Annotated in this window: 19 protein-coding genes and 1 other RNA gene; 12 read left to right on the forward strand and 8 right to left on the reverse strand. The window is 53.5% G+C overall.

The features are described from left to right. The first annotated feature begins 25 nt into the window (after nucleotides 1-25). From M2298_RS04105 to M2298_RS04120, 4 genes are all read left to right on the forward strand, one after another. On the forward strand, nucleotides 26-856 hold the full coding sequence (locus M2298_RS04105; protein ID WP_122965681.1) for a DUF3100 domain-containing protein: 831 nt from the start codon (nucleotides 26-28) through the stop codon (nucleotides 854-856). Further along, on the forward strand, nucleotides 853-1290 hold the full coding sequence (locus M2298_RS04110) for a hypothetical protein (protein ID WP_122965682.1): 438 nt from the start codon (nucleotides 853-855) through the stop codon (nucleotides 1288-1290). The genes M2298_RS04105 and M2298_RS04110 overlap by 4 nt, the downstream gene beginning before the upstream one ends. Before the next feature lie 162 nt (nucleotides 1291-1452). Continuing rightward, the gene (locus M2298_RS04115) at nucleotides 1453-2244 is read left to right on the forward strand and encodes an ABC transporter ATP-binding protein (RefSeq protein ID WP_280648251.1); all 792 of its coding nucleotides are present in this window, start codon (nucleotides 1453-1455) and stop codon (nucleotides 2242-2244) included. 97 nt (nucleotides 2245-2341) lie between these two features. Then, nucleotides 2342-3031 carry an MBL fold metallo-hydrolase gene (locus M2298_RS04120; protein ID WP_122965684.1) on the forward strand — a complete coding sequence of 230 codons (690 nt, stop codon included), beginning with the start codon at nucleotides 2342-2344 and terminating at the stop codon, nucleotides 3029-3031. A gap of 85 nt (nucleotides 3032-3116) precedes the next feature. Here the strand turns inward: M2298_RS04120 and M2298_RS04125 are convergent, their stop codons facing one another. The 3 genes from M2298_RS04125 to M2298_RS04135 all read right to left on the reverse strand — a co-directional run bounded on the left by M2298_RS04125 (nucleotide 3117) and on the right by M2298_RS04135 (nucleotide 6659). Then, nucleotides 3117-3737, reverse strand: coding sequence for a peptidylprolyl isomerase (locus M2298_RS04125; RefSeq protein ID WP_173595604.1), 621 nt, complete (start codon nucleotides 3735-3737; stop codon nucleotides 3117-3119). A gap of 202 nt (nucleotides 3738-3939) precedes the next feature. Continuing rightward, nucleotides 3940-4626, reverse strand: a complete 687-nt coding sequence (locus M2298_RS04130) for a tetratricopeptide repeat protein (RefSeq protein WP_173595605.1) — start codon at nucleotides 4624-4626, stop codon at nucleotides 3940-3942. An 80-nt stretch (nucleotides 4627-4706) separates the two neighbouring features. Next, nucleotides 4707-6659: a beta-propeller domain-containing protein gene (locus M2298_RS04135; RefSeq protein ID WP_280648252.1), complete on the reverse strand. Its 1953-nt coding sequence runs from the start codon at nucleotides 6657-6659 to the stop codon at nucleotides 4707-4709. A gap of 186 nt (nucleotides 6660-6845) precedes the next feature. Here M2298_RS04135 and M2298_RS04140 point away from each other — a divergent pair, with 186 nt between their 5' ends. The 3 genes from M2298_RS04140 to M2298_RS04150 all read left to right on the forward strand — a co-directional run bounded on the left by M2298_RS04140 (nucleotide 6846) and on the right by M2298_RS04150 (nucleotide 9332). After that, complete coding sequence (locus M2298_RS04140) at nucleotides 6846-8381, forward strand: fumarate hydratase (RefSeq protein ID WP_280648253.1); 1536 nt, start codon at nucleotides 6846-6848, stop codon at nucleotides 8379-8381. Between the two features lie 261 nt (nucleotides 8382-8642). Continuing rightward, nucleotides 8643-9020 carry a LysM peptidoglycan-binding domain-containing protein gene (locus M2298_RS04145; protein WP_122965689.1) on the forward strand — a complete coding sequence of 126 codons (378 nt, stop codon included), beginning with the start codon at nucleotides 8643-8645 and terminating at the stop codon, nucleotides 9018-9020. 120 nt (nucleotides 9021-9140) lie between these two features. After that, nucleotides 9141-9332: a hypothetical protein gene (locus tag M2298_RS04150; RefSeq protein WP_063227780.1), complete on the forward strand. Its 192-nt coding sequence runs from the start codon at nucleotides 9141-9143 to the stop codon at nucleotides 9330-9332. A 227-nt stretch (nucleotides 9333-9559) separates the two neighbouring features. On the opposite strand, the gene M2298_RS04155 is transcribed toward M2298_RS04150, so the two are convergent. Both M2298_RS04155 and yfkAB read right to left on the reverse strand, forming a co-directional pair. Next, entirely contained in the window at nucleotides 9560-9814 is a 255-nt protein-coding gene (locus tag M2298_RS04155) for an alpha/beta-type small acid-soluble spore protein (protein WP_280648254.1), read from the reverse strand. 31 nt (nucleotides 9815-9845) lie between these two features. Further along, nucleotides 9846-10961 carry a radical SAM/CxCxxxxC motif protein YfkAB gene (gene yfkAB, locus M2298_RS04160; protein ID WP_173595609.1) on the reverse strand — a complete coding sequence of 372 codons (1116 nt, stop codon included), beginning with the start codon at nucleotides 10959-10961 and terminating at the stop codon, nucleotides 9846-9848. A gap of 78 nt (nucleotides 10962-11039) precedes the next feature. Here yfkAB and M2298_RS04165 point away from each other — a divergent pair, with 78 nt between their 5' ends. Both M2298_RS04165 and M2298_RS04170 read left to right on the forward strand, forming a co-directional pair. Further along, on the forward strand, nucleotides 11040-11720 hold the full coding sequence (locus tag M2298_RS04165; RefSeq protein WP_173595610.1) for a DUF1385 domain-containing protein: 681 nt from the start codon (nucleotides 11040-11042) through the stop codon (nucleotides 11718-11720). An 82-nt stretch (nucleotides 11721-11802) separates the two neighbouring features. Beyond that, entirely contained in the window at nucleotides 11803-12348 is a 546-nt protein-coding gene (locus tag M2298_RS04170) for a GNAT family N-acetyltransferase (protein ID WP_280648255.1), read from the forward strand. Nucleotides 12349-12388: 40 nt separating this feature from the next. Here the strand turns inward: M2298_RS04170 and M2298_RS04175 are convergent, their stop codons facing one another. Continuing rightward, nucleotides 12389-12919 (reverse strand): gamma carbonic anhydrase, encoded by a 531-nt coding sequence (locus M2298_RS04175; RefSeq protein ID WP_173595612.1) that lies wholly within the window; start codon nucleotides 12917-12919, stop codon nucleotides 12389-12391. Between the two features lie 13 nt (nucleotides 12920-12932). Next, entirely contained in the window at nucleotides 12933-13241 is a 309-nt protein-coding gene (locus M2298_RS04180; RefSeq protein ID WP_122965696.1) for an iron-sulfur cluster biosynthesis family protein, read from the reverse strand. Between the two features lie 134 nt (nucleotides 13242-13375). On the opposite strand from M2298_RS04180, the gene rnpB reads away from it, so the two are divergent. From rnpB to M2298_RS04195, 3 genes are all read left to right on the forward strand, one after another. After that, an RNA gene (gene rnpB / locus M2298_RS04185) (RNase P RNA component class B) lies at nucleotides 13376-13764 on the forward strand. A gap of 259 nt (nucleotides 13765-14023) precedes the next feature. After that, complete coding sequence (locus M2298_RS04190; RefSeq protein ID WP_274875196.1) at nucleotides 14024-16066, forward strand: molybdopterin-containing oxidoreductase family protein; 2043 nt, start codon at nucleotides 14024-14026, stop codon at nucleotides 16064-16066. A 57-nt stretch (nucleotides 16067-16123) separates the two neighbouring features. Beyond that, nucleotides 16124-16753: an IseA DL-endopeptidase inhibitor family protein gene (locus M2298_RS04195; protein ID WP_217021680.1), complete on the forward strand. Its 630-nt coding sequence runs from the start codon at nucleotides 16124-16126 to the stop codon at nucleotides 16751-16753. Nucleotides 16754-16792: 39 nt separating this feature from the next. Here M2298_RS04195 and asnB read toward each other — a convergent pair whose 3' ends face one another. Beyond that, nucleotides 16793-18640 (reverse strand): asparagine synthase (glutamine-hydrolyzing), encoded by a 1848-nt coding sequence (gene asnB / locus M2298_RS04200; RefSeq protein WP_280648256.1) that lies wholly within the window; start codon nucleotides 18638-18640, stop codon nucleotides 16793-16795. Nucleotides 18641-18725 lie beyond the last annotated feature (85 nt).

Genomic DNA, 18725 nt, shown 5'->3' on the forward strand with positions numbered 1-18725 from the left:
ACGAGACCGAACAGGGGGAAACATTATGACTGAGGGACGCGTGAATGTGTTCAAGCTGCATTTCTTGGTGCTTATACTGGTTGCTTTGACAGAGTTTATCGGCACGAAAAAAATTAACATCGGTATCGGGGTAATCGCTTTGTTTCCAATGCTGTACGCACTTGTTTTGGGCGGTGTGATCAGTTGGCCTTCATTTAAATTTTTGAAAGAAAAAGACATGAATGTCGCTGCGAATATTTTGGGAGTTTCGTTCTTGCTCTTCGTATGCAAGCTGGGTGCGAATATTGGGCCGGAGCTGCCAAAGCTGTGGGGAGCTGGTGTATCTCTGCTCGTGCAAGAGGTAGGGCACATCGTCGGAACGATCATTTTGGGCTTGCCGGTAGCGCTCTTGCTCGGGCTCAAGCGTGAATCGATCGGGGCCACTTATTCGCTCGACCGTGAGCCGAACCTGGCCATTGTTGTGGACAAGTTTGGCGCGAGTTCTCCTGAAGCGCGCGGCGCGCTGGGCGTCTACATTTGCGGTACGCTGTTCGGCGCGATTTTCATGTCGCTTTTGGCAAGCATTTTGGGAAGCAGCGGACTGTTCCATCCGATTTCCCTCGCGATGGGCGCGGCAGTTGGCTCAGGCAGCATGATGGCCGCAGCGACAGGATCACTGGCTGTTATTTTCCCGGAAGCACAGCAAGACATCGCCTTTTACTCAGGTGCGGCCAACCTGATGATGAGCATCATCGGCACGTATGTATGTATCTTCGTGTCGTTGCCGCTGACTCAGCGCCTGTACGCATGGCTTGAACCGATTATTGGGCGTAAAAACGCTTCTGCGGAAACAGAAGGGGGGCAAAGAAGCGCATGAATCAAGTCCTGACGATTCTCATCATTGGTGCCATCACACTTGTCGGAAACTGGATCGGCTACAAGGTTCCCATCCTGGAATCCTTGCCAGGCATTGCGCTTTTGGCGGTCATTACCTTGATCGGGATGGGCTTCACGAAAATATTGCCGTTCAAATCTCCAGTCATCGTCTGGATTTCCTTGTTTGCCATGATTGCCACTTCGCCCTTTTTCCCAGGAAGCGCGTATACGGCTGCGGCGATTGCCAAAATCAATTTGCTGGCTCTCGCTACCCCGATTCTCGCCTATGCAGGTTTGTCGCTGGGCAAAGACATCCATCTGTTCAAGCAACTGAGCTGGCGGATCGTCGTCGTGTCCCTCGTTGTTTTCACTGGTACGTTCCTGTTCGCAACCTTGTTCGCAGAGATCGTATTCAAAATTCAAGGCAAGTTTTAACGCACAAAGCATGACCGAAAACCTTCGTGGCACATAGCGCGAAGGTTTTTTCGTCTCTACCCGGGGTGTACAAAAGAATTGATCGATCAGGATTAGACAGGTATACTCTTAATAATCAGAAAGATTACGGCATACGACAAAAAGAGAGAGTGGAGGCAGCACATGATCATTGACGTAAATCAGGTCACCTGGCAGCGGGACGACACAACGATCTTGAAAAACATTGATTGGCAAGTGCAAGAAAACGAACATTGGTGTCTTGTCGGCTTGAACGGCTCCGGCAAGACAAGCTTGTTGAAAATCATCTGCGGGTACACATGGCCGACGAAAGGACAAGTAAGCGTTCTCGGCGATTTGTATGGGACGGTTGATTTGCGTGAGGTGCGAAAATCGATTGGCTGGGTAAGCACGGCCTTGATCGCGCAGCTTCACGAACACGAAACGGCTTTTCGCGTGATTTTGAGCGGGCGGGAAGCGACGATCGGCTTGTACTCTGTTCCGAGTGAGGCAGATGTGCAAAAAGCGCAAGAGCTGCTGGAGACGTTTGGCTGCGCCGAGCTGAAGGACAGGCCGTTCGGTGCGCTGTCCCAGGGCGAGCGGCAAAAGATTTTGATTTCGCGGGCACTGATGGCATCTCCGCGTCTCTTGATTCTGGATGAGCCATGTACGGGGCTTGATTTGCTCTCCAGAGAGCAGCTTTTGTCGATGATTGAGCAGATTGCCAAACAGCCGGAGGGACCGACGCTTTTGTACGTCACCCATCACATCGAGGAGATTTTGCCGTGCTTTACTCACACGCTGCTGTTGAAATCAGGTGAGGTAGAGCGGGCTGGACGAACCGATGAGGTATTGACAACCGAAGGGTTGACCCGCTTTTTCGGCGTTCCTGTCAACATCGCCCGTTCCCAGGGACGCTCCTGGGTCAGCCTGGGAGAAGAGGCATCTGTGCGTTAGCAGTCCATCATTTGGCAAGGATCGGCAATGTCGTGTATCATTGTGTATAATAATATCAATAGGAATAAAAAACTGGGAGGAGAGGAGAGATGGAAGCATGAACAACGCGATTGCGCCAATCACAGACTCCACCTGGGCGATCATCACTTATGAGGACGCATGGAACAGCTACGTGAACAGTTATGTGATCAAACAAGGTGACTCGTTTGTACTGATTGACTCCCATCAGCGGAAGCAACGGGCGTATTTTCAACAGGCATTGGAGGGAATTGGCGCCAAGCCTGAGCGGATTGACTACGTGTACTTTACGCATCGACACGCTGACCATATCGGGAATGCCGACATGTTCCCGTCTCGCAACAACTGGATTCATCTGGACGATTACTACGAACTGGACGATTTTTCGCAGACGCTGTTCGGACACACCTTCACGGGGAGCGGAGGAGATTTGCCGTCCTTGCGATTTCGTCAGCTGGCCTTTCATACGGAAGGCTCTGTCGCTTTTTTTGACCCGCAGAGCAAAATTTGCTTTGTCGGCGATCATATTTGCTTTGAGAAAACCGAGCTGGGCGAAGTGATCGGGAAGGAAAGCGAATGCCGGGCCGCATATAGGCAGCAGCTCAAAACATGGGCAGGGGAAGAACCGGATCGCGTTCCTGAATATGTAGAAAGTCTTGAAGCCTTGCTGGATTGGCCGATTGAATTTTTGGCGACCGGACACGGCCCGATTTTGCAAGGGGAGATTGCGGATTACTTGCACGAGCTGATTGGGGTGCTCCGCACGTAATGGTCGGAAGCGAAGACGTGCAAAAAGACTTGTGAAGCCAGGAGGCGACACAAGTCTTTTTGCTATCCCGATTGGCGTATGGGAACTATTCTTGCTCCGGTTCGATCAGGACAGGGTCGGAAATTTGCACATTGTATTTTTTCTTGAGTTGAGTGATCCACTCGTCGACGTTTTTGCGCTTGTTCCGATCTTGCAGCTTCTCGGCAATCTCTGGACGGGCTTCTTCCAGCGATTTTCCGAGTTTTTCCTTGTTTTTCTCGTAGTATTCCTTGATTTGCTCATCTGTCACCGGATACGCTTTTTCAAGCAGCTTGTCACGCAGCAAAATCATTTTGATACGTTCGCGCAGCTCTTTTTCGTTCGTAAAGTTTTTTTCCTTCAAGTATTGTTGGAATTTTTCCGGCGTTTTCAGCTTGTCCTTGATCGGATTGACTTTTGCGTCAACCTCCTGCTCGGATACGGTAATGCCTTGTGCGGCGCCTTCCTGTCGGCACAGCTCGATGGCGACCAGATCGGACATGACACTTGCGCCGGACTCTTTTTTCATCTGCTCGTACAGTTCGTGTTGCGAGATGGAGACGTTGCCGATCTTGGCTACTGCATTTGTATCGAGTGCAGCGGAATCTTTTGCTTGGGACACTCCGATGACTGCCAGCCCGGTCAGGAGCACGGCTACAGTCAGGATGGAAACATCAAACTTTTTCATAAAGAAACCTCTCTTTCTGGCGTACCTATGTGAAAATAGTATAGAGCAGCGATGCGGGGGAAAAATGGAACGACTTTTTACGAGAATCCCACATTTGCCTGCCAACCATGCCTAGAGCTTGGGGCGAAAAGGCGGCAATAGAAAACCGCACACCTGAATCATGTGCGGTGTTTGGTAAAATTCATGCAACGGCAAGGCGTGTTTAGCTGACGTGGGTCGATGCCTTTTGCCACTCTTCCAGGCGTTTTTCCAGCTCGGAACGGTTGAAGTGCAAGGAGCTGGCCGATTTGTCCAGCAGCTGGCGAAGATAGGTCAAAGCGTGTTCGTAATTCCCTTTGGCCGCCTCGATTTCAGCCAGGCAAAACAGCTTCCATTCCTTGGCGGAGCGCTTGCTGGCGATCAACTGGTACGCTTCCAGCGCGCTTTCGATTTCGCCCAGTCTGGCGTGCGAGCAGGCGATGAGCGCCAAAGAATCGGTCATTCCCTGGTCGCGCTGGTAAATGCGGAAAGCCACTTCGAGCGATTCGTTGTATCGGCCGGAAGAGTAGTACACGACCGCCAAATTGTAGAACAAGTAGTGAATCATCGCTTGGTTGAACAAAGAAGGGCGTTCCTTGCACACATTGATGCCGGAAACAATATATTTTTCAGCCAGTTCGTAATTGCCAATCATAATTTCATGAGTCGATTTATCCAGCATGGCTACTGCACGCGAACGGTTTTTTCGGTAGGAAGCCTCCAACCAGCTAAGCCGAACATCCAAACGGCGTTTGTACAAATTCGCCATATATTGAAAACGGAAGGGCCAGTGCAGGCGAATGAACATGACCAACAGCACGGCTGCCAAACCCGCCAGTGTCGAGGTCAAATTAAGACTCAAATACTCCACGTAGTGACACCCTCTCTTTTTGCGCTGCCTCTATTACCCCATCTTAGCACAGAACCTGTCCGGGTGACAGACCATTCCCTTTATTTCGTCAGAGTGAGTGTCCGCCCTGCTTTTGACCCGTCAAGCTGCTGGGTTTTGAGGATGTCGTCCGAGACGGTGTACAGCGTGCGGTCAATCGTCAGGATGCGTTTGATGTTTTTGCTGTTTTCGTACCAGCCTTCTCCAGCTTTGTTCAAATCTTCTTGGCTCAGGTGCGTGATCTTGTCGGTCAACGTGAAGCCTTTGGCCAAATCGAGATGATAGACGTAGGCGCCCTGGAAGGTGAAGTGGCCGTAATCGCGTATGTCCGGGCTTTGCTTTTGCTCCTCCGTTAATTCAAAGACAGTGACAGGGAAAGCGAGCAGTTCCTTTTCTTTGGAGAAAAGCAGCGCCTTGTGATTGTACAGAAGCTCGGAATCGGTGCCTCTGTCGCCAATCACGGTTTTGAACTTTTCTTTTGGCTTGCTGACGTCGCTGACATCGAACAGCGCGATTTTCATCCCTTGGTAATAGGCTCTGTCCTTGTCAGATTCGGCTTCCTTGCCAAACCCGATAATGTGATTCTCGTCGTACGGGTGCAAGTAGTCGCTGTAGCCGGGAATTTTCAGCGCTCCCAAAATGCGGGGTGCTGCGGGCTTCGACAAATCCAGCACAAACAGCGGGTCTACGTTTCTGAAAGTGACCATGTAGGCGCGCTTGCCCATGAACCGGACCGAGTAGATTCGTTCGGTAGGCGCGACGCCTTCCAGCTTGCCGTGCAGATTGAGCTTGCTGTCGAGGACGTAGACGTTGTTTTGCGAAGTGTTTTCATCGGTGCGCCAAATGTTCCCGCTCGTCGTCGCGAGCCGGAAATAGCCGTCGTACTCATCCATGGAAAACTGGTTGAGGATGCGCCCCGGCACGCTGCCTTTTGCTGCGTAGGTCACTTGGCCGTTGTTCATGCCAAAGCGATAGATGGTCGTGTCGGTTTGCATGGGCGGCGGAGCGAAGCTAGGGGCGATTGACTCTCCTTGCTTCATTTTCGTCGGCAACACTTTTTGTTCGGTCACGGCAACATACAGACTCGTTGGCGAGGCGTAAATGTTCTCGCCTGCCCCCAAATAGGCGGACAGCGACATTTTTTGCTTCGGATCGTCGAGATTGACGCCTGCGACCATCAAGTAACTCGGCTGCACGTTTTCGGGAAAATAGCGGATGTCGTCATACGGGACTGTCAGGAACTTGTCGCCCGAGGCGCTGTCGCGATAGGCAGGGCCGGGCAGTTCATTGTTTTCCTGCAAAATCCGGTACGTGTCGATGTAGCGGTTCGCTGTCAGGTACAAGCTGCCGCCGATTTTGCGGGAAGACAAATACTGGCCTTCCACATCCAGCTGCCGGATCAGGCGAGGATGCGCTTTGTCCGCAATGTCGTAGACAAACGCTTTGACCAGTTGATTGTTTTGATAGTACGGAATGCCGCGCTTGGAAGCAGGGAGGGGGGCCATTTCGACGCTTTCATTCGCCTGGCCGATCACGATCAGCCTGCGATCGTCGACGAACATTTCCAGCGGGGTGAACAAACCGTTTTCGTAGCCGATTCTGCTCACGACATGCATCTCGGTTGCAGGGTAAGCCTTGACGATTCGCACTTCCCGGTTCGTCGACTGGTACAGGTAGGTTCCGTCGGTTTTGACGATGTCGGCTTCATCTACGCCTTGTACCTGCGTGTTCGTCGTCGAAAAATCGCGGGATGCACCTGCTGCTGCATTGTCCGCAACCGCTTTCGACATCGGGGCTGCTGTTGGCATGCTTAAAGCCGATTCTGCGATGGCGTAGTTGTACTCCGTTGCTTTGAGCAGCTTTTTCAATTGCCCGTAGCTGCCGACGAGTGGCAATCCGTCTTTTTCTGCGGCCGCAGTCACTGTCGGCTCGTGGAGCGTGCCTGCCGGGAACAAGAGCGGCATGGCGCAAAGCACGATGACTGTCGCGAGCAGCCCGGCTGCTTTTCTCTTCATTTTCAATCCCCCGTTTCTCTATCTGGTCAGGATGTGGATTCAGTAGTAAGACGTGGCAAAAGGCAAGAACGTTTCACGGATGATGAAGTCTTTGCCCAGCGGTGTACGGACAGGGGGGAGAGCGTGTGCTATAATAATAGGCGGTTTAAGCTACCATTCACACTTACGTCAAAAGGGGCGTCTTAGATGGAAAACTTGAAGCAAAGCATTCTGGAACTGATCACGGATACTTCTACGAACTTGCCGCCAGACGTGCGTCGCGCCGTCAATGCTGCCAAGGTAAAAGAAGATCTCGGAACACGGGCAGCACTGTCTTTGTCCACCATCGCGCAAAACGTCGTCATGGCAGAAGAAAATGTTTCTCCGATCTGCCAAGATACGGGAATGCCGACATTTGAAGTGAAAACTCCGATTGGCGTTAACCAGCTCACGATCAAAAAAGCGATCAAGGAAGCGATTGTAGAGGCGACCAAAACAGGCAAGCTGCGTCCGAACTCCGTTGATTCTTTGACAGGGGCAAACAGCGGCGACAACCTGGGGCCAGGTACGCCTGTCATTCACTTCGAGCAATGGGAAGAGGATGAAGTTGAAATCAAGCTGATCTTGAAAGGCGGCGGCTGTGAGAACAAGAACATCCAATATTCCCTCCCCTGTGAGCTGGAAGGTCTGGGCAAAGCAGGCCGCAACCTGGATGGCGTGCGCAAGTGCATCCTGCATGCTGTTTACCAAGCCCAAGGCCAAGGCTGTAGCGCCGGCTTCATCGGCGTAGGGATCGGTGGCGATCGCACCTCCGGCTATGCGCTGGCGAAGCATCAACTGTTCCGTTCTGTAGACGATGTCAATCCAAACCCGGAGTTGGCTGCCCTGGAAAACTACATTATGGAAACAGCCAATCAACTGGGCATCGGTACGATGGGCTTCGGCGGAAACTCCACTTTGCTCGGCTGTAAGGTGGGCGTGGAAAATCGCCTGCCAGCAAGCTTTTTCGTTTCCGTCGCCTACAACTGCTGGGCATTCCGCCGTCAAGGCGTTCGTCTGCATGCAGAAACAGGCGAAATTTTGCGCTATCTGTACAAAGATGAAGCTGTGGCAATGGATCTGGCTCCGACCGCAGCGGCGAGCGAAGCGGCAGAAGAGCGCCGCGAGGTTGTGCTCCAAGCGCCGATTTCCGAGGAACAAATCCGCAGCCTGAAAGTGGGCGACGTGGTCATCATCAACGGGGAAATGCACACAGGCCGCGACGCTTTGCACAGCTACCTGATGGACCATGACTGTCCGGTCGACCTCAATGGGGGCATTATTTACCATTGCGGTCCGGTAATGCTGAAAGACGAAGCAGGCGAGTGGCATGTAAAAGCGGCTGGCCCGACAACCTCCATCCGCGAGGAGCCATACCAGGGTGACATTATCAAGAAATTCGGAATCCGCGCTGTTATCGGAAAAGGCGGAATGGGCGCAAAAACGTTGAAAGCGTTGAATGAGCATGGCGCTGTGTACCTGAATGCCATCGGCGGTGCCGCGCAATATTATGCGGAGTGCCTGGAAAAAGTCGAAGGCGTGGACTTCATGGAATTTGGAATCCCGGAAGCGATGTGGCACTTGCGCGTAAAAGGCTTCGCCGCGATTGTCACGATGGATTCGCACGGAAACAGCCTGCACGCAGATGTCGAGCAATCGTCTCTGGAAAAATTGGCGCAATTTGCCGAACCGGTATTCAAATAAGAATAATGAGATAGCCAAAAAAGCCTCTGGCGCCGCATTGTGCGCTGGGGGCTTTTTGCTTTTTTTGCCGTGACTGTACGCTGTACGCCGAGCTTTTGGCTCTGGCTGTCTTTAGCCTTTGCCGTGTTTTTTCGAGCCTGTCACGGCGAATATACTGGGTGAATGACCATTTTCGCAAAGATAGGTATTGGTTTATTTCCGTTGCTTGCGGGCGGGCATAGGTTAGTAACGAACAAAGAAACGATAGGAGGAGTGAGATTCGTGAACTACACAGTTCGTGCGGGAGATACATTGAACAGTATCGCGGCCCGCTTTGGCGTGCCGGTACAGGAATTGATCCGAGTGAACAACATTGCCTATCCGTACTACATTTACGTGGGTCAAAACTTGTACATCCCCGTCAGTACAACACCTGCCCCCACAAGCGATGTCGAGCGGAGACTGACTCGCGTGGAAAACCGGGTGGACGCGTTGCGCGACGATTATACCAAGCTCGACGATCGGGTAGATCGCCTGGAGACGCGCATGAACCGCCTGGAAGCCCGCGTAACCCGTCTGGAGCGAATTGTCCCGGCACCTCCGCCGACACCAACCGTCAGACCGACACCTAGACCAACTGCGACCCCGCGTCCGCGTTGATTGAACAAATAGCCCGGCTATCCTTTCTTTGCAAGGGGCAAAGAAAATTCCCGCTTCGCCATTTCCTCTTGGCCCCGATCTGCATAAGGTGGTACTAGAGGATTACGAGGAGGTGCGGCCATGCTAGGGTTTTTCAACGGTAAAAACGTCAGACACCATTTCATGGGCGTCTATGGGAAAGTGGTGCAAATTCGGGAGCTGGTAGAAGTGATCGACCAAGTCTTCGATTCCTTCCACAAAGTGAACAGCATCAGCAAGACGATGCTCGGGCCCCGGAAGCCGAGTGCGAAAAAACTCGACAAACTCAGATGACGACCAGCTATGAATCTGGACAGCAAAAAAACCGCCTCCAATCTCGGGGCGGTTTTTTTGTAAACAAGTATTCAGCGAGGCTTTGCACGGAGTGTTTTTCTCCGGGATGCTCCTGATCCTCATCAGCCTGGCTGCCAGTCTGCTTTTGGGCAAGGCGCGGCTAATCGAAAAAAAGAACCCCGCCGCTTGATTTCATCAAAAGGCAGGGTTCCCAAAGCGTGAGACTGTTATGATTTTGGCTTCATCGCTTGCGCAGCCATCCGCACCATTTCTTTGACCATGCTGCCGCCCAGTCTGCCGCCGATCCGGCCTGCATCGTGCGAAGTGAGCTGGCCGTTGTATCCGCGCTGCAAAGGGACGTGAAGCTCGGATGCCACTTCGTACTTGGCCTGGTTCGGGTCAGCGACATGGGCGACTTGTGCTTTCAACGCATCCAGCCCTTCTTGGGCACCCGGGACGAGAGGACGTTTTCGTCTGCTCATGGATCATCACCTCTCGTCTTAGCGTGCCCAACTAGACGAGTGCCTTGCGCATCGTGAAATTCGTCTCCGGGTAGTAAGTGTTGGCAACGAGCAGGTTTGGCCCTGCGCATTTGGCCGCTGGACAGAAGCAGTTGATTTTCTGGTTCATGGAATGTCCCTGCCAAGTGTCAAACATGCGTTGCAGCTCGTCTTTTTGAATATTGCCGAGCGGTTCCACGTCTCCGAAGTCTGTCACGATCACGTCGCCCGTAAAAATGTTGATATTCAAGCGATTCCGACCATCCGGATCGTTGCGGGTCGTGACATTTTTCGCCGTACGGAGCCGCTGGATCAACGCCCTGTCTGCTTCGTCCGCACTGCAAGCGAAAAACGGCAGCGTGCCGAACAGCATCCACAAATCTTCGTTACGGACATCGAGCATCCGGTGAATGGCCTGGCGCAGCTCATCGAGAGAAAGCACGTCGAGATCGCGGGCAAAGTCACTCGCGTACATCGGGTGCACTTCGTGTCTGCGGCTGCCCATTTCCTGGATTTGCCGATGGAGCGTCTCCAGCTTGGGCCAGGTGCGATGATTGAGCATCGTCTCCGCCGAGACAAACACGCCTGCCTCCGCGAGCTTGCGCGCGTTGTCCATCATCCGCTCAAACTGCACTTCTGCCTGTTTGCCTGAAACCGGCTGCCTGGCTTTTGCGTAAACAATATCATGAAACTCCTCCGGGGTAGACCAGTTCCAGGAAATATGCATGACATCTATGTAAGGCAAAACCAGTTCGTAGCGGGAAAAGGGCATGGACATGTTGGAGTTGATCTGGGTCCGCAGCCCGCGATCCGCGGCGTAGCGCAGGATGGGCTGGATGACTTCCTTGACAGTTCGTTCGCTGTACATCGGTTCTCCGCCTGTTATACTTAGCGTAAGCAAATCTTTGGCTTCGTCCAGGCGACGAAGGATGAGATCGACAGGCAGAGCGGGATCGTCTTTATATCGCAATGTATCGCCAACCGCACAATGCTCGCAGCGGAGATTGCACAGATTCGTTACAGTAAACTCGACGCTGGTCAATTTATAGGCGGGGGGTGTCGCATTAAACAACGGCTCCCATGGATCGTGTATCGGTGTTAGTGGTGTTGTTGGAACCATGCGGATCAATTGTGGAAACCTCCTTCATTCTGCGTACAACTCAACCTATTATAACGACATTAGAGCGGAAGGAGAATAGCTAACGACATGATTATGGGGATGTCTTTTGGGCGCGGTGTGCTTTTTCACGATCGCAATGTGCTGGCTTGTGCGGAAGTAAAAGACGGCGTTATCCACATGTGGGCGGAAAAAATCACACTCAAAACGATTGGAAAGCTATGGTATCGTATTTTTTTCTCCTTTCCCTGGTATTATCAGCTTTTTCACTTGCTTCTCGCCTGCTATGTAGTGGCGGCTCTGGTGCATCCGGCCTGGGCAGTCGTAGACCCGATGTGGGCGGCTGTCTATATCGGCGGCTTTCACTTTGTTTTTCCAAAAATGATGAAAAAGTTCCACGGTGCAGAACATAAAGTATTCAGCTATTCCGGAAGAAAATCGCTGGCCGCCTTGCCGCAAATTGCCAAGGCTGACATCGTCAATGACGGTTGCTCGACTAATCTGGTCGTCTGGTTTTTCGTTGGCTTTCTGCTCTCTGTCTGGTTTTTGCCGATGGAGTGGAGCATCGTCTGCGGCGTCGGCGGACTTTTGGTAGGAATGTTCGGAGATCGCTACGTGCGCAAATATTGCGGAGTTGTTTACAAGCTCTCGGCCTTTTTCCAAAAGCATTTTACGACGAAAGAACCGGATCGGCTGCATCTGGAGACGGCTATTCGCTCCTACATGCTGTTTGAGCACATACGCGATATGGAACGGCAGCACTCGGCATGAGAAGGAAAGAGAAGTGAGAAGCAACAAGCCTCCTGGGCAAAGGGGGCTTTTTTGGTCACGACAACGAAGGAGGCAGAGGGATATGAAAATAGCACCGCGAGATTTTGCTGGAAAAGGACTCGCTTATACGCTTCGTTCGGCCCAAGAGGAAGACGCGAGCGAGCTGGTAGCCGTACGACTGCAAATCGATGGCGAAACGGAAAATATGGACAGAGAACGAGGCGAGGGGTTTCTGGATGAAGCTGCCTTTCGCGAATTGATCCGGGCTGACTCGGAAAGTGAGCGCAATCTGTTCCTGGTCGCGGTGGCGAACGGTCGCATCGTTGCCTTTTCGCGCTGTCAAGGAAGCTCGCTCAAGCGACTGGCGCACCGGGTTGAATTTGGCGTAGGCGTTTTGCAGGAATATTGGGGATACGGCATCGGGAAGCAGCTGCTTCAAGAATCGATCGCCTGGGCAGATGAACAGGGCGTGAAAAAAATGACGCTGCAAGTTTTGGAGACGAATGAAAAGGCGATTGAGCTGTATCAACGGCTTGGCTTTGAGACAGAGGGCGTGCTGAAACAGGACAAGCTGTTATCAGACGGCAACTATTACAGCACGATCGTGATGGGACGATTTGCAAAATAAAAAAGGTCGAGGGCATACGCATTGTCCTCGACCTTTCGCTTTATCTCTCCAGCGGGTTTTCTTCCAGCTGGCGGTACGTTTTTCCTTTGTCCACATAGGACTGGCGAATGCGCACCAGTTCCTTGAAGTCGGCTTCGGTCAGCTCGCGCTTTACTTTCGCGGGATTGCCGACGACGAGCGTGCGCGGTGGCACTTTCATTCCCGGAGGAACGAGCGCTCCGGCGGCAACCATCGCCTCTTCGCCGATTTCGGCCCGGTCCAAAATGATCGCTCCCATCCCGATTAACGCGCCGCGGCGCACCACGCAGCTGTGCAGGACGGCATTGTGCCCGACGGTGACTTCATCTTCGAGGATCAGCGGATTGTTCGGGCTTTGGTGCAAGGTGCTGTTGTCCTGCACGCTCACCCGTTTGCCGATCACGGTTGGCGCGATGTCACCGCGAATTACGGTGTTGTACCAAATGGAAGAGTCTTCGCCAATCTCAACGTCGCCTGTTACGACAGAGCCTTTGGCCAGAAAAACGGTTGGATGAATGTTAGGCTTGATGTTTTCAAAGGGAAGCAGTAGCATAAAAACCTCCTGGTCAGTGAGTAAGCGTGCAGCTGTTTTCTTGCGGACGGGGATGATGAATCGAGAATCGCCCCGTGACAGGGTCGCAGTCAATGACGGTGCCAATCAGCTTGTCCACATCTTGCGGTTGATAGAAGAAGCGGATGCTGTTGATTTCCTCAATCTGGTCGCGCTTGTCCGCTTCGGTAATGGCAATGCTGTAGGTGAAGCTGCCGCATCCGGTCGTGGTTGGAACAAGCTTGATTCCGAGCTTGTCTGCGTCGTGTTCTTCCGCAATCATCAGGGCAAGGCGCGCTGCCGCCTGCGAGGTAATGTTTATCACAATCAACCCTCCTTGTAGCCTCTCTATTGTACTACAGGTTTGCGATTGGATCGAATGCGAACATTCCAGCTTCTGTTAGTTGACCGCAAACGGCGCATGTGATAGAGTATGTAGTACTGATTCGTGAATGCGGGAAATGTGGGTAGTCGCTGCCGCAATCGCTTCGGCGGTTGGCGGTAGAGGAAAGTCCAGGCTCGCCCAAGCTGAGATGCTTGGAGTGTTCGTACCTGGCGCAAGCCAGGGCAGTGAGGCGCAAGCTTTGCTGACGGCGTGGAAAGGGCTCTCTCTGAGGCCCGAGTACGCTGAAAGTGCCACAGAAACGTAGCTTTTCTGGCGACAGAAAAGATGGAACGCGGTAAACCCTGCGAGCGAGAAACCCAAATTTGGTAGGGGAACCGTCCTGAAGGAACCAAACGGAAGGGACGGATGGTATCTTTGGATGCCATAGATAGATGGCTACCGCTCTTGGTGCGAGGGCTTGGCCCGTTTGAAGCACGGGAGAGACAGAACCTGGCTTACAGCATTTCCTGCTGGATATGATTGGAATACCGGGAGGCGCCAAGCTTTGGCGACGTTCCGGTTAAAAAGCAAAGACCGCCTTCATGCGAGGGCGGTCTTTTTGCATGCCAAAAGCAAGCGCGGCACAGCGGCAAGTGTGCTTTGGAGGAGCAAAAGACAACCTTCTGTGATAAGATAAAGGTATGTTTCTCGATCTGCTTACACGGAAAAAGGCTCGGGTGAGGGATCGAAGGAAAAAAGCGCAGACGAAAGAGGGATCGACCGTGAGCTTCACGACAGAGGAAAATGGGATTTTTCCAGCCGTTTGTTCGCTGGATTGCCCGGATCAATGCGGGTTGTTGCTTCACAAGCAGGATGGCAAGCTGGTCAAAGTAGTAGGCGATCCGAATCATCCTGTGACAAAAGGAAACATTTGCAACAAAGTGCGCAACATGGCGGCGCGATTGAATGATCCCAAGCGTCTGGCCTATCCGCTCAAGCGGGTCGGGAAAAAAGGCAGCGGCGAATTTGTCCGCATCAGCTGGGAGGAAGCCATCGATACGATCGTCTCCCGCTGGCGCAGCCTGATTGCCACAGACGGACCGGAGGCGATTTTGCCGTACAGCTTTTACGGGAACATGGGCAGAATCAATGTGGAGGGAATGGATCGGCGCTTTTTCCACCGGATGGGAGCGAGCCAGCTTGACCGGACGATTTGCAACAGTGCTGGCGGAGTTGGCTACAACTACACGATGGGCGGAGCTTTCGGGACCGACCCGGAGGATACCGTTCACGCCAAGCTGATGATCATGTGGGGGATCAACACGGTCAGCACGAACATGCACCAGGTAGTCCTGGCTGAACAAGCCCGGAAAAATGGCGCGAAGATCGTCGTCATCGACGTGCACAAAAACCAGACAGGGCGTTGGGCCGACTGGTTCATTCCGATCTTGCCGGGCACGGACACGGCGCTGGCCTTGGGACTGATGCATGTGTTGTTTGCAGAAAACTTGGTTGATTCCGCCTTTTTGCAATCGTATACGGTTGGACACGAAGAATTGCGAGAGCATGTGAAGGCATACGATCCGGCAACAGTCTCTGCCATTACAGGCGTTCCGGTTGACGATATTTACAAGCTGGCCAGATGGTATGGGGAGACGTCGCCTTCGTTTATTCGCATTGGCAACGGCATCCAGCATCATGACAACGGAGGAATGTGCGTCCGGGCGATTTCCTGTCTGCCGGCGCTCACCGGACAGTGGCTGGTCCGGGGCGGCGGCGCGATCAAAGGGAACAAAGGCTTTTTGGAACACAACAAAACCGCCGTGCAACGGCCCGACTTGTTAGCGAACAAAAACACGAGAGTCATCAACATGAATGAACTGGGCAAGGTGCTGCTTGAGGTACAGCCTCCCGTGAAGTCGCTGTTTGTGTACACGAGCAACCCGGCTCTTGTCGCACCGGAAGGCAACAAGGTCAGACAAGGGCTGGCAAGAGAAGATTTGTTCACGGTCGTGCACGATCTGTTTTTGACCGAGACAGCCAAGTATGCGGATATCGTTTTGCCCGCCACGTCTTCCTACGAAAACATGGACTTCTACACGAGCTACTGGCACCATTACATCCAGCTGCAACAGCCCGTCCTCGCCCCGTATGAAGAGAGCAAGTCCAATACGGAGCTGTTCCGGTTGTTGGCAGCCGCCATGGGCTACGAGGAGCCTGCCTTCCGCGATTCCGACGAAGACATGATTCGCCAGGCGCTGGAAGGGCACGGCAATCCGCATATGGAAGATATCACCTTCGAGTCGCTGGTGGAGCACAACTACCGCAAAGCCAAGGTCGACTCGTACTTTACGGGCCGCCTGTCCACGCCGAGCGGAAAAATCGAGCTGTACTCGCAGACGATGGCGGACAGAGGGTATCCGCCGTTGCCGACCTACTCGCCGCTCGCAAAAGACGGCGATTATCCGTATCAGTTCGTGCCCGGGCCGAACCATAACTTTTTGAACTCGACGTTTTCCAACAACGAGAAGCATATGAAGATGGAAAAAATACCGAAGCTGCACATGAACCAGGCGGACGCCCAGCAAGTCGGGATTGAGGATGGGGATACCGTCCGGGTGTGGAATGACCGCGGAGAATGCGAACTGGTTGTCTCTGTTGGCGAAAATGTGCTGCCGGGCGTGGTGGTCAGCCAAGGCTTGTGGGCAGATGGACCAGAGTCCAAGCATTACGTGAACGCGTTGACCCCGGATCGGATTGCCGACATGGGCGGTGGAGCGACATTTTTCTCCGGACGGGTGGATGTAGCCCGGATCGCGCGGTAAATCGGGCGTAAAAGGGCGTACTAGCATAAGCCCTTCTCCATACGGTTTATGGAGGGGGTGAAAACGTTGGATGAATTGCGTATGTTCAAGCAGTTTATCAGTTCCGCCGAGCAAGTCTGGACGCAGATTGCCACCTCGCCCCGAGGGAAGGTTGTCTACACCGTGAACGGCGTCGATTACACGCCGTTGCCGGATAAGTACAACACCAAGCGAAAAATCTCCCGCATTTTTCGCAGGTATTGGGGAAAGCAGCTGACAGAAACGATGATCCGCAATCTCCAATTACGGCTGCTCAAAGGAAAGCTGTGCATCCCGTGTGGAACCATCCCTTCCGTACCTTGCGCGGTGCAATCCTTGCAAGTAAAGGCCAATCTGCCGAATCAGCGGACGATTGCCGCTACTTTGGTCGGGGGAGAAAAGAAGACAAAAGTAGACTATCGGTTGATCCGTTCGGGGGAGACGCAATCGTTTACGATCATGAAGCGATCCGGTCGTGAGCTGGATGTGCGATACCGTCCGCCAGTCGCTCCCGCAGCCGCACCGAAAGCCGTCGCAAAACCTGTTGCCAAGCCAGCGGCGAAAAAAGCAGCGCCGAAACCGTTGCTGAATCCAGCCGTGAAGCCGGAAGCAAGCTCAAAGCGGAAAAGCAAAGGCAAAGGGAAGCAAAAGCTCCTCAAAACCCCATGATGATGGGGTTCGGGGAGCTTTTGCCTTTTCCAAAAACGATTATGCCTTGATCGTCACGCGATATTCGCGCAGCCAGTAATCCATTTGGCCGAGGTAGGCGAACAGCTGCGGCGTGCTCATGAGCTGGCCGAAAAACGGAATGCTGGAAGCCTGGGCGTCCGACTCGGCGATTTTGCGAATGACCGGGACGTCAATCAGTTGCAGCAGCGGGGAGCTGGGATCGTTCAAAATGTCGAGCAGCCACGTGCGAACCGCTTTTGTATAGGAAGGATTGTGCGTTTTCGGATACGGGCTTTTTTTGCGGTACAGCACTTCGTCCGGCAAAATGCCCTCCATCGCTTTGCGCAGAATGCCTTTTTCGCGATTGCCGTGCGTTTTCATTTCCCAGGGGATATTCCAGACGTATTCCACGATCCGGTGATCGCAAAAAGGGACGCGCGCTTCCAGGCTTGCAGCCATGCTCATCCGATCTTTGCGATCCAGGAGCGTATTCATGAACCAGGTGATGTTGAGGTAAAACATTTCTCTTCGCCGTGCTTCAATCGGGTCCTCACTGGGCAGATGAGGCACTTCGTCCAGCGATTCCGCGTAGCGCATCGCGACGTACTCCTCCGGCTTGACCCAGGCGCGCAGCTCGGGCGACAGCCACGAAGCCCGTTCCTTGACCGCCCGCGACCAGGGGAATGTCGCTGCATGCAGCAGCTCCTCGCGGTAAAACCACGGATAGCCGCCAAATACCTCATCCGCGCATTCTCCTGAGAGAACGACGGTTGTCTCTTTTTTGATTTCCCGGCAGAACAAGTACAGGGAAGCGTCGACATCGGCCATTCCCGGCAGGTCGCGGGCGAGTGTCGCTACCTTCAGCGCATCGACCAGTTCGGCTGTGTCAAACTCAAGCGTATGGTGCTGGGTGCCCAAGTATTGCGACACGAGCTGGACGTAAGGCGCATCTTCATTTGGCTGAAAAGAGCTCGCTTGAAAATGCTTGTTGTTGTCCACGTAATCAATCGAGTAGCTGTGGAGCGTTCCCCGGCCTGTTTCCTTGAAATGCTCGGCGGCTACCGCCGTAATGACGCTGGAATCAAGCCCGCCGGACAAAAGCGTGGCAACAGGGACGTCCGCGACGAGCTGCCGCTTGATCGAATCGACGACAAGCTCTCTGACCCGTGCCGCTGTGGTTGGCAAGTCATCGGTATGCGGACGGCTCGCAAGCCGCCAGTATGTTTCCTGTTTGACACGGTCGCGCGTTACGGTCAAAAAGCAGCCGGGCCGCACCTCGTGCACTTGATGGAAGACGCCGTGACCAGGGGTGCGAGCGGGGCTGATGCCGAACACTTCCGCCAGTCCTTCCCGCGAAAGCTCCGGTTTGACGTCTGGATGCGCCAGCAGTGCTTTGAGTTCGGAGGCGAACAAGAAAGAGCTGCCTCTTTGCGCGTAAAAAAGCGGTTTGACTCCCATCCGGTCGCGGGCGACAAACAGGCGCTGCGCCCGTTCGTCCCAGATCGCAAAAGCGAAAATACCGTTCAGCTTGGCAAGGCAGTTCGTGCCCCATTCGAGATAGCAGTGCAAAAGCACTTCGGTGTCGGAGTGGGACTGAAAAGTATGACCGCAAGCAAGCAGCTCTTGCCGGAGGTCTTCCGTGTTGTACAGCTCACCGTTGTAAATCATCGTGCAGGCATGTTCGCTTTTGAGAGCTGTCATCGGCTGCTGCCCGCCGGCAGGGTCTACGACGACGAGGCGGCGATGGCCGAGGGCGGCGCGCGGAGTCAGCCAAAAGCCTTCTGCATCTGGCCCGCGATCTTTGAGGCATTGCGTCATTCGCTGGAGTACCGGACGCTCCTGGGAAAGGTCTTTTTCCCAATCAATCCAACCTACGATTCCACACATGTTCTGATCACCCTTCCCATGAAGCATTGCACACTCAGCGTATGCAGGACGCCCAGTTAGATTGCCTGTCCAGCAGGGAATTGGG

It is taken from the genome of Brevibacillus sp. 1238, assembly GCF_029892995.1.
Lineage (GTDB): Bacteria > Bacillota > Bacilli > Brevibacillales > Brevibacillaceae > Brevibacillus > Brevibacillus parabrevis.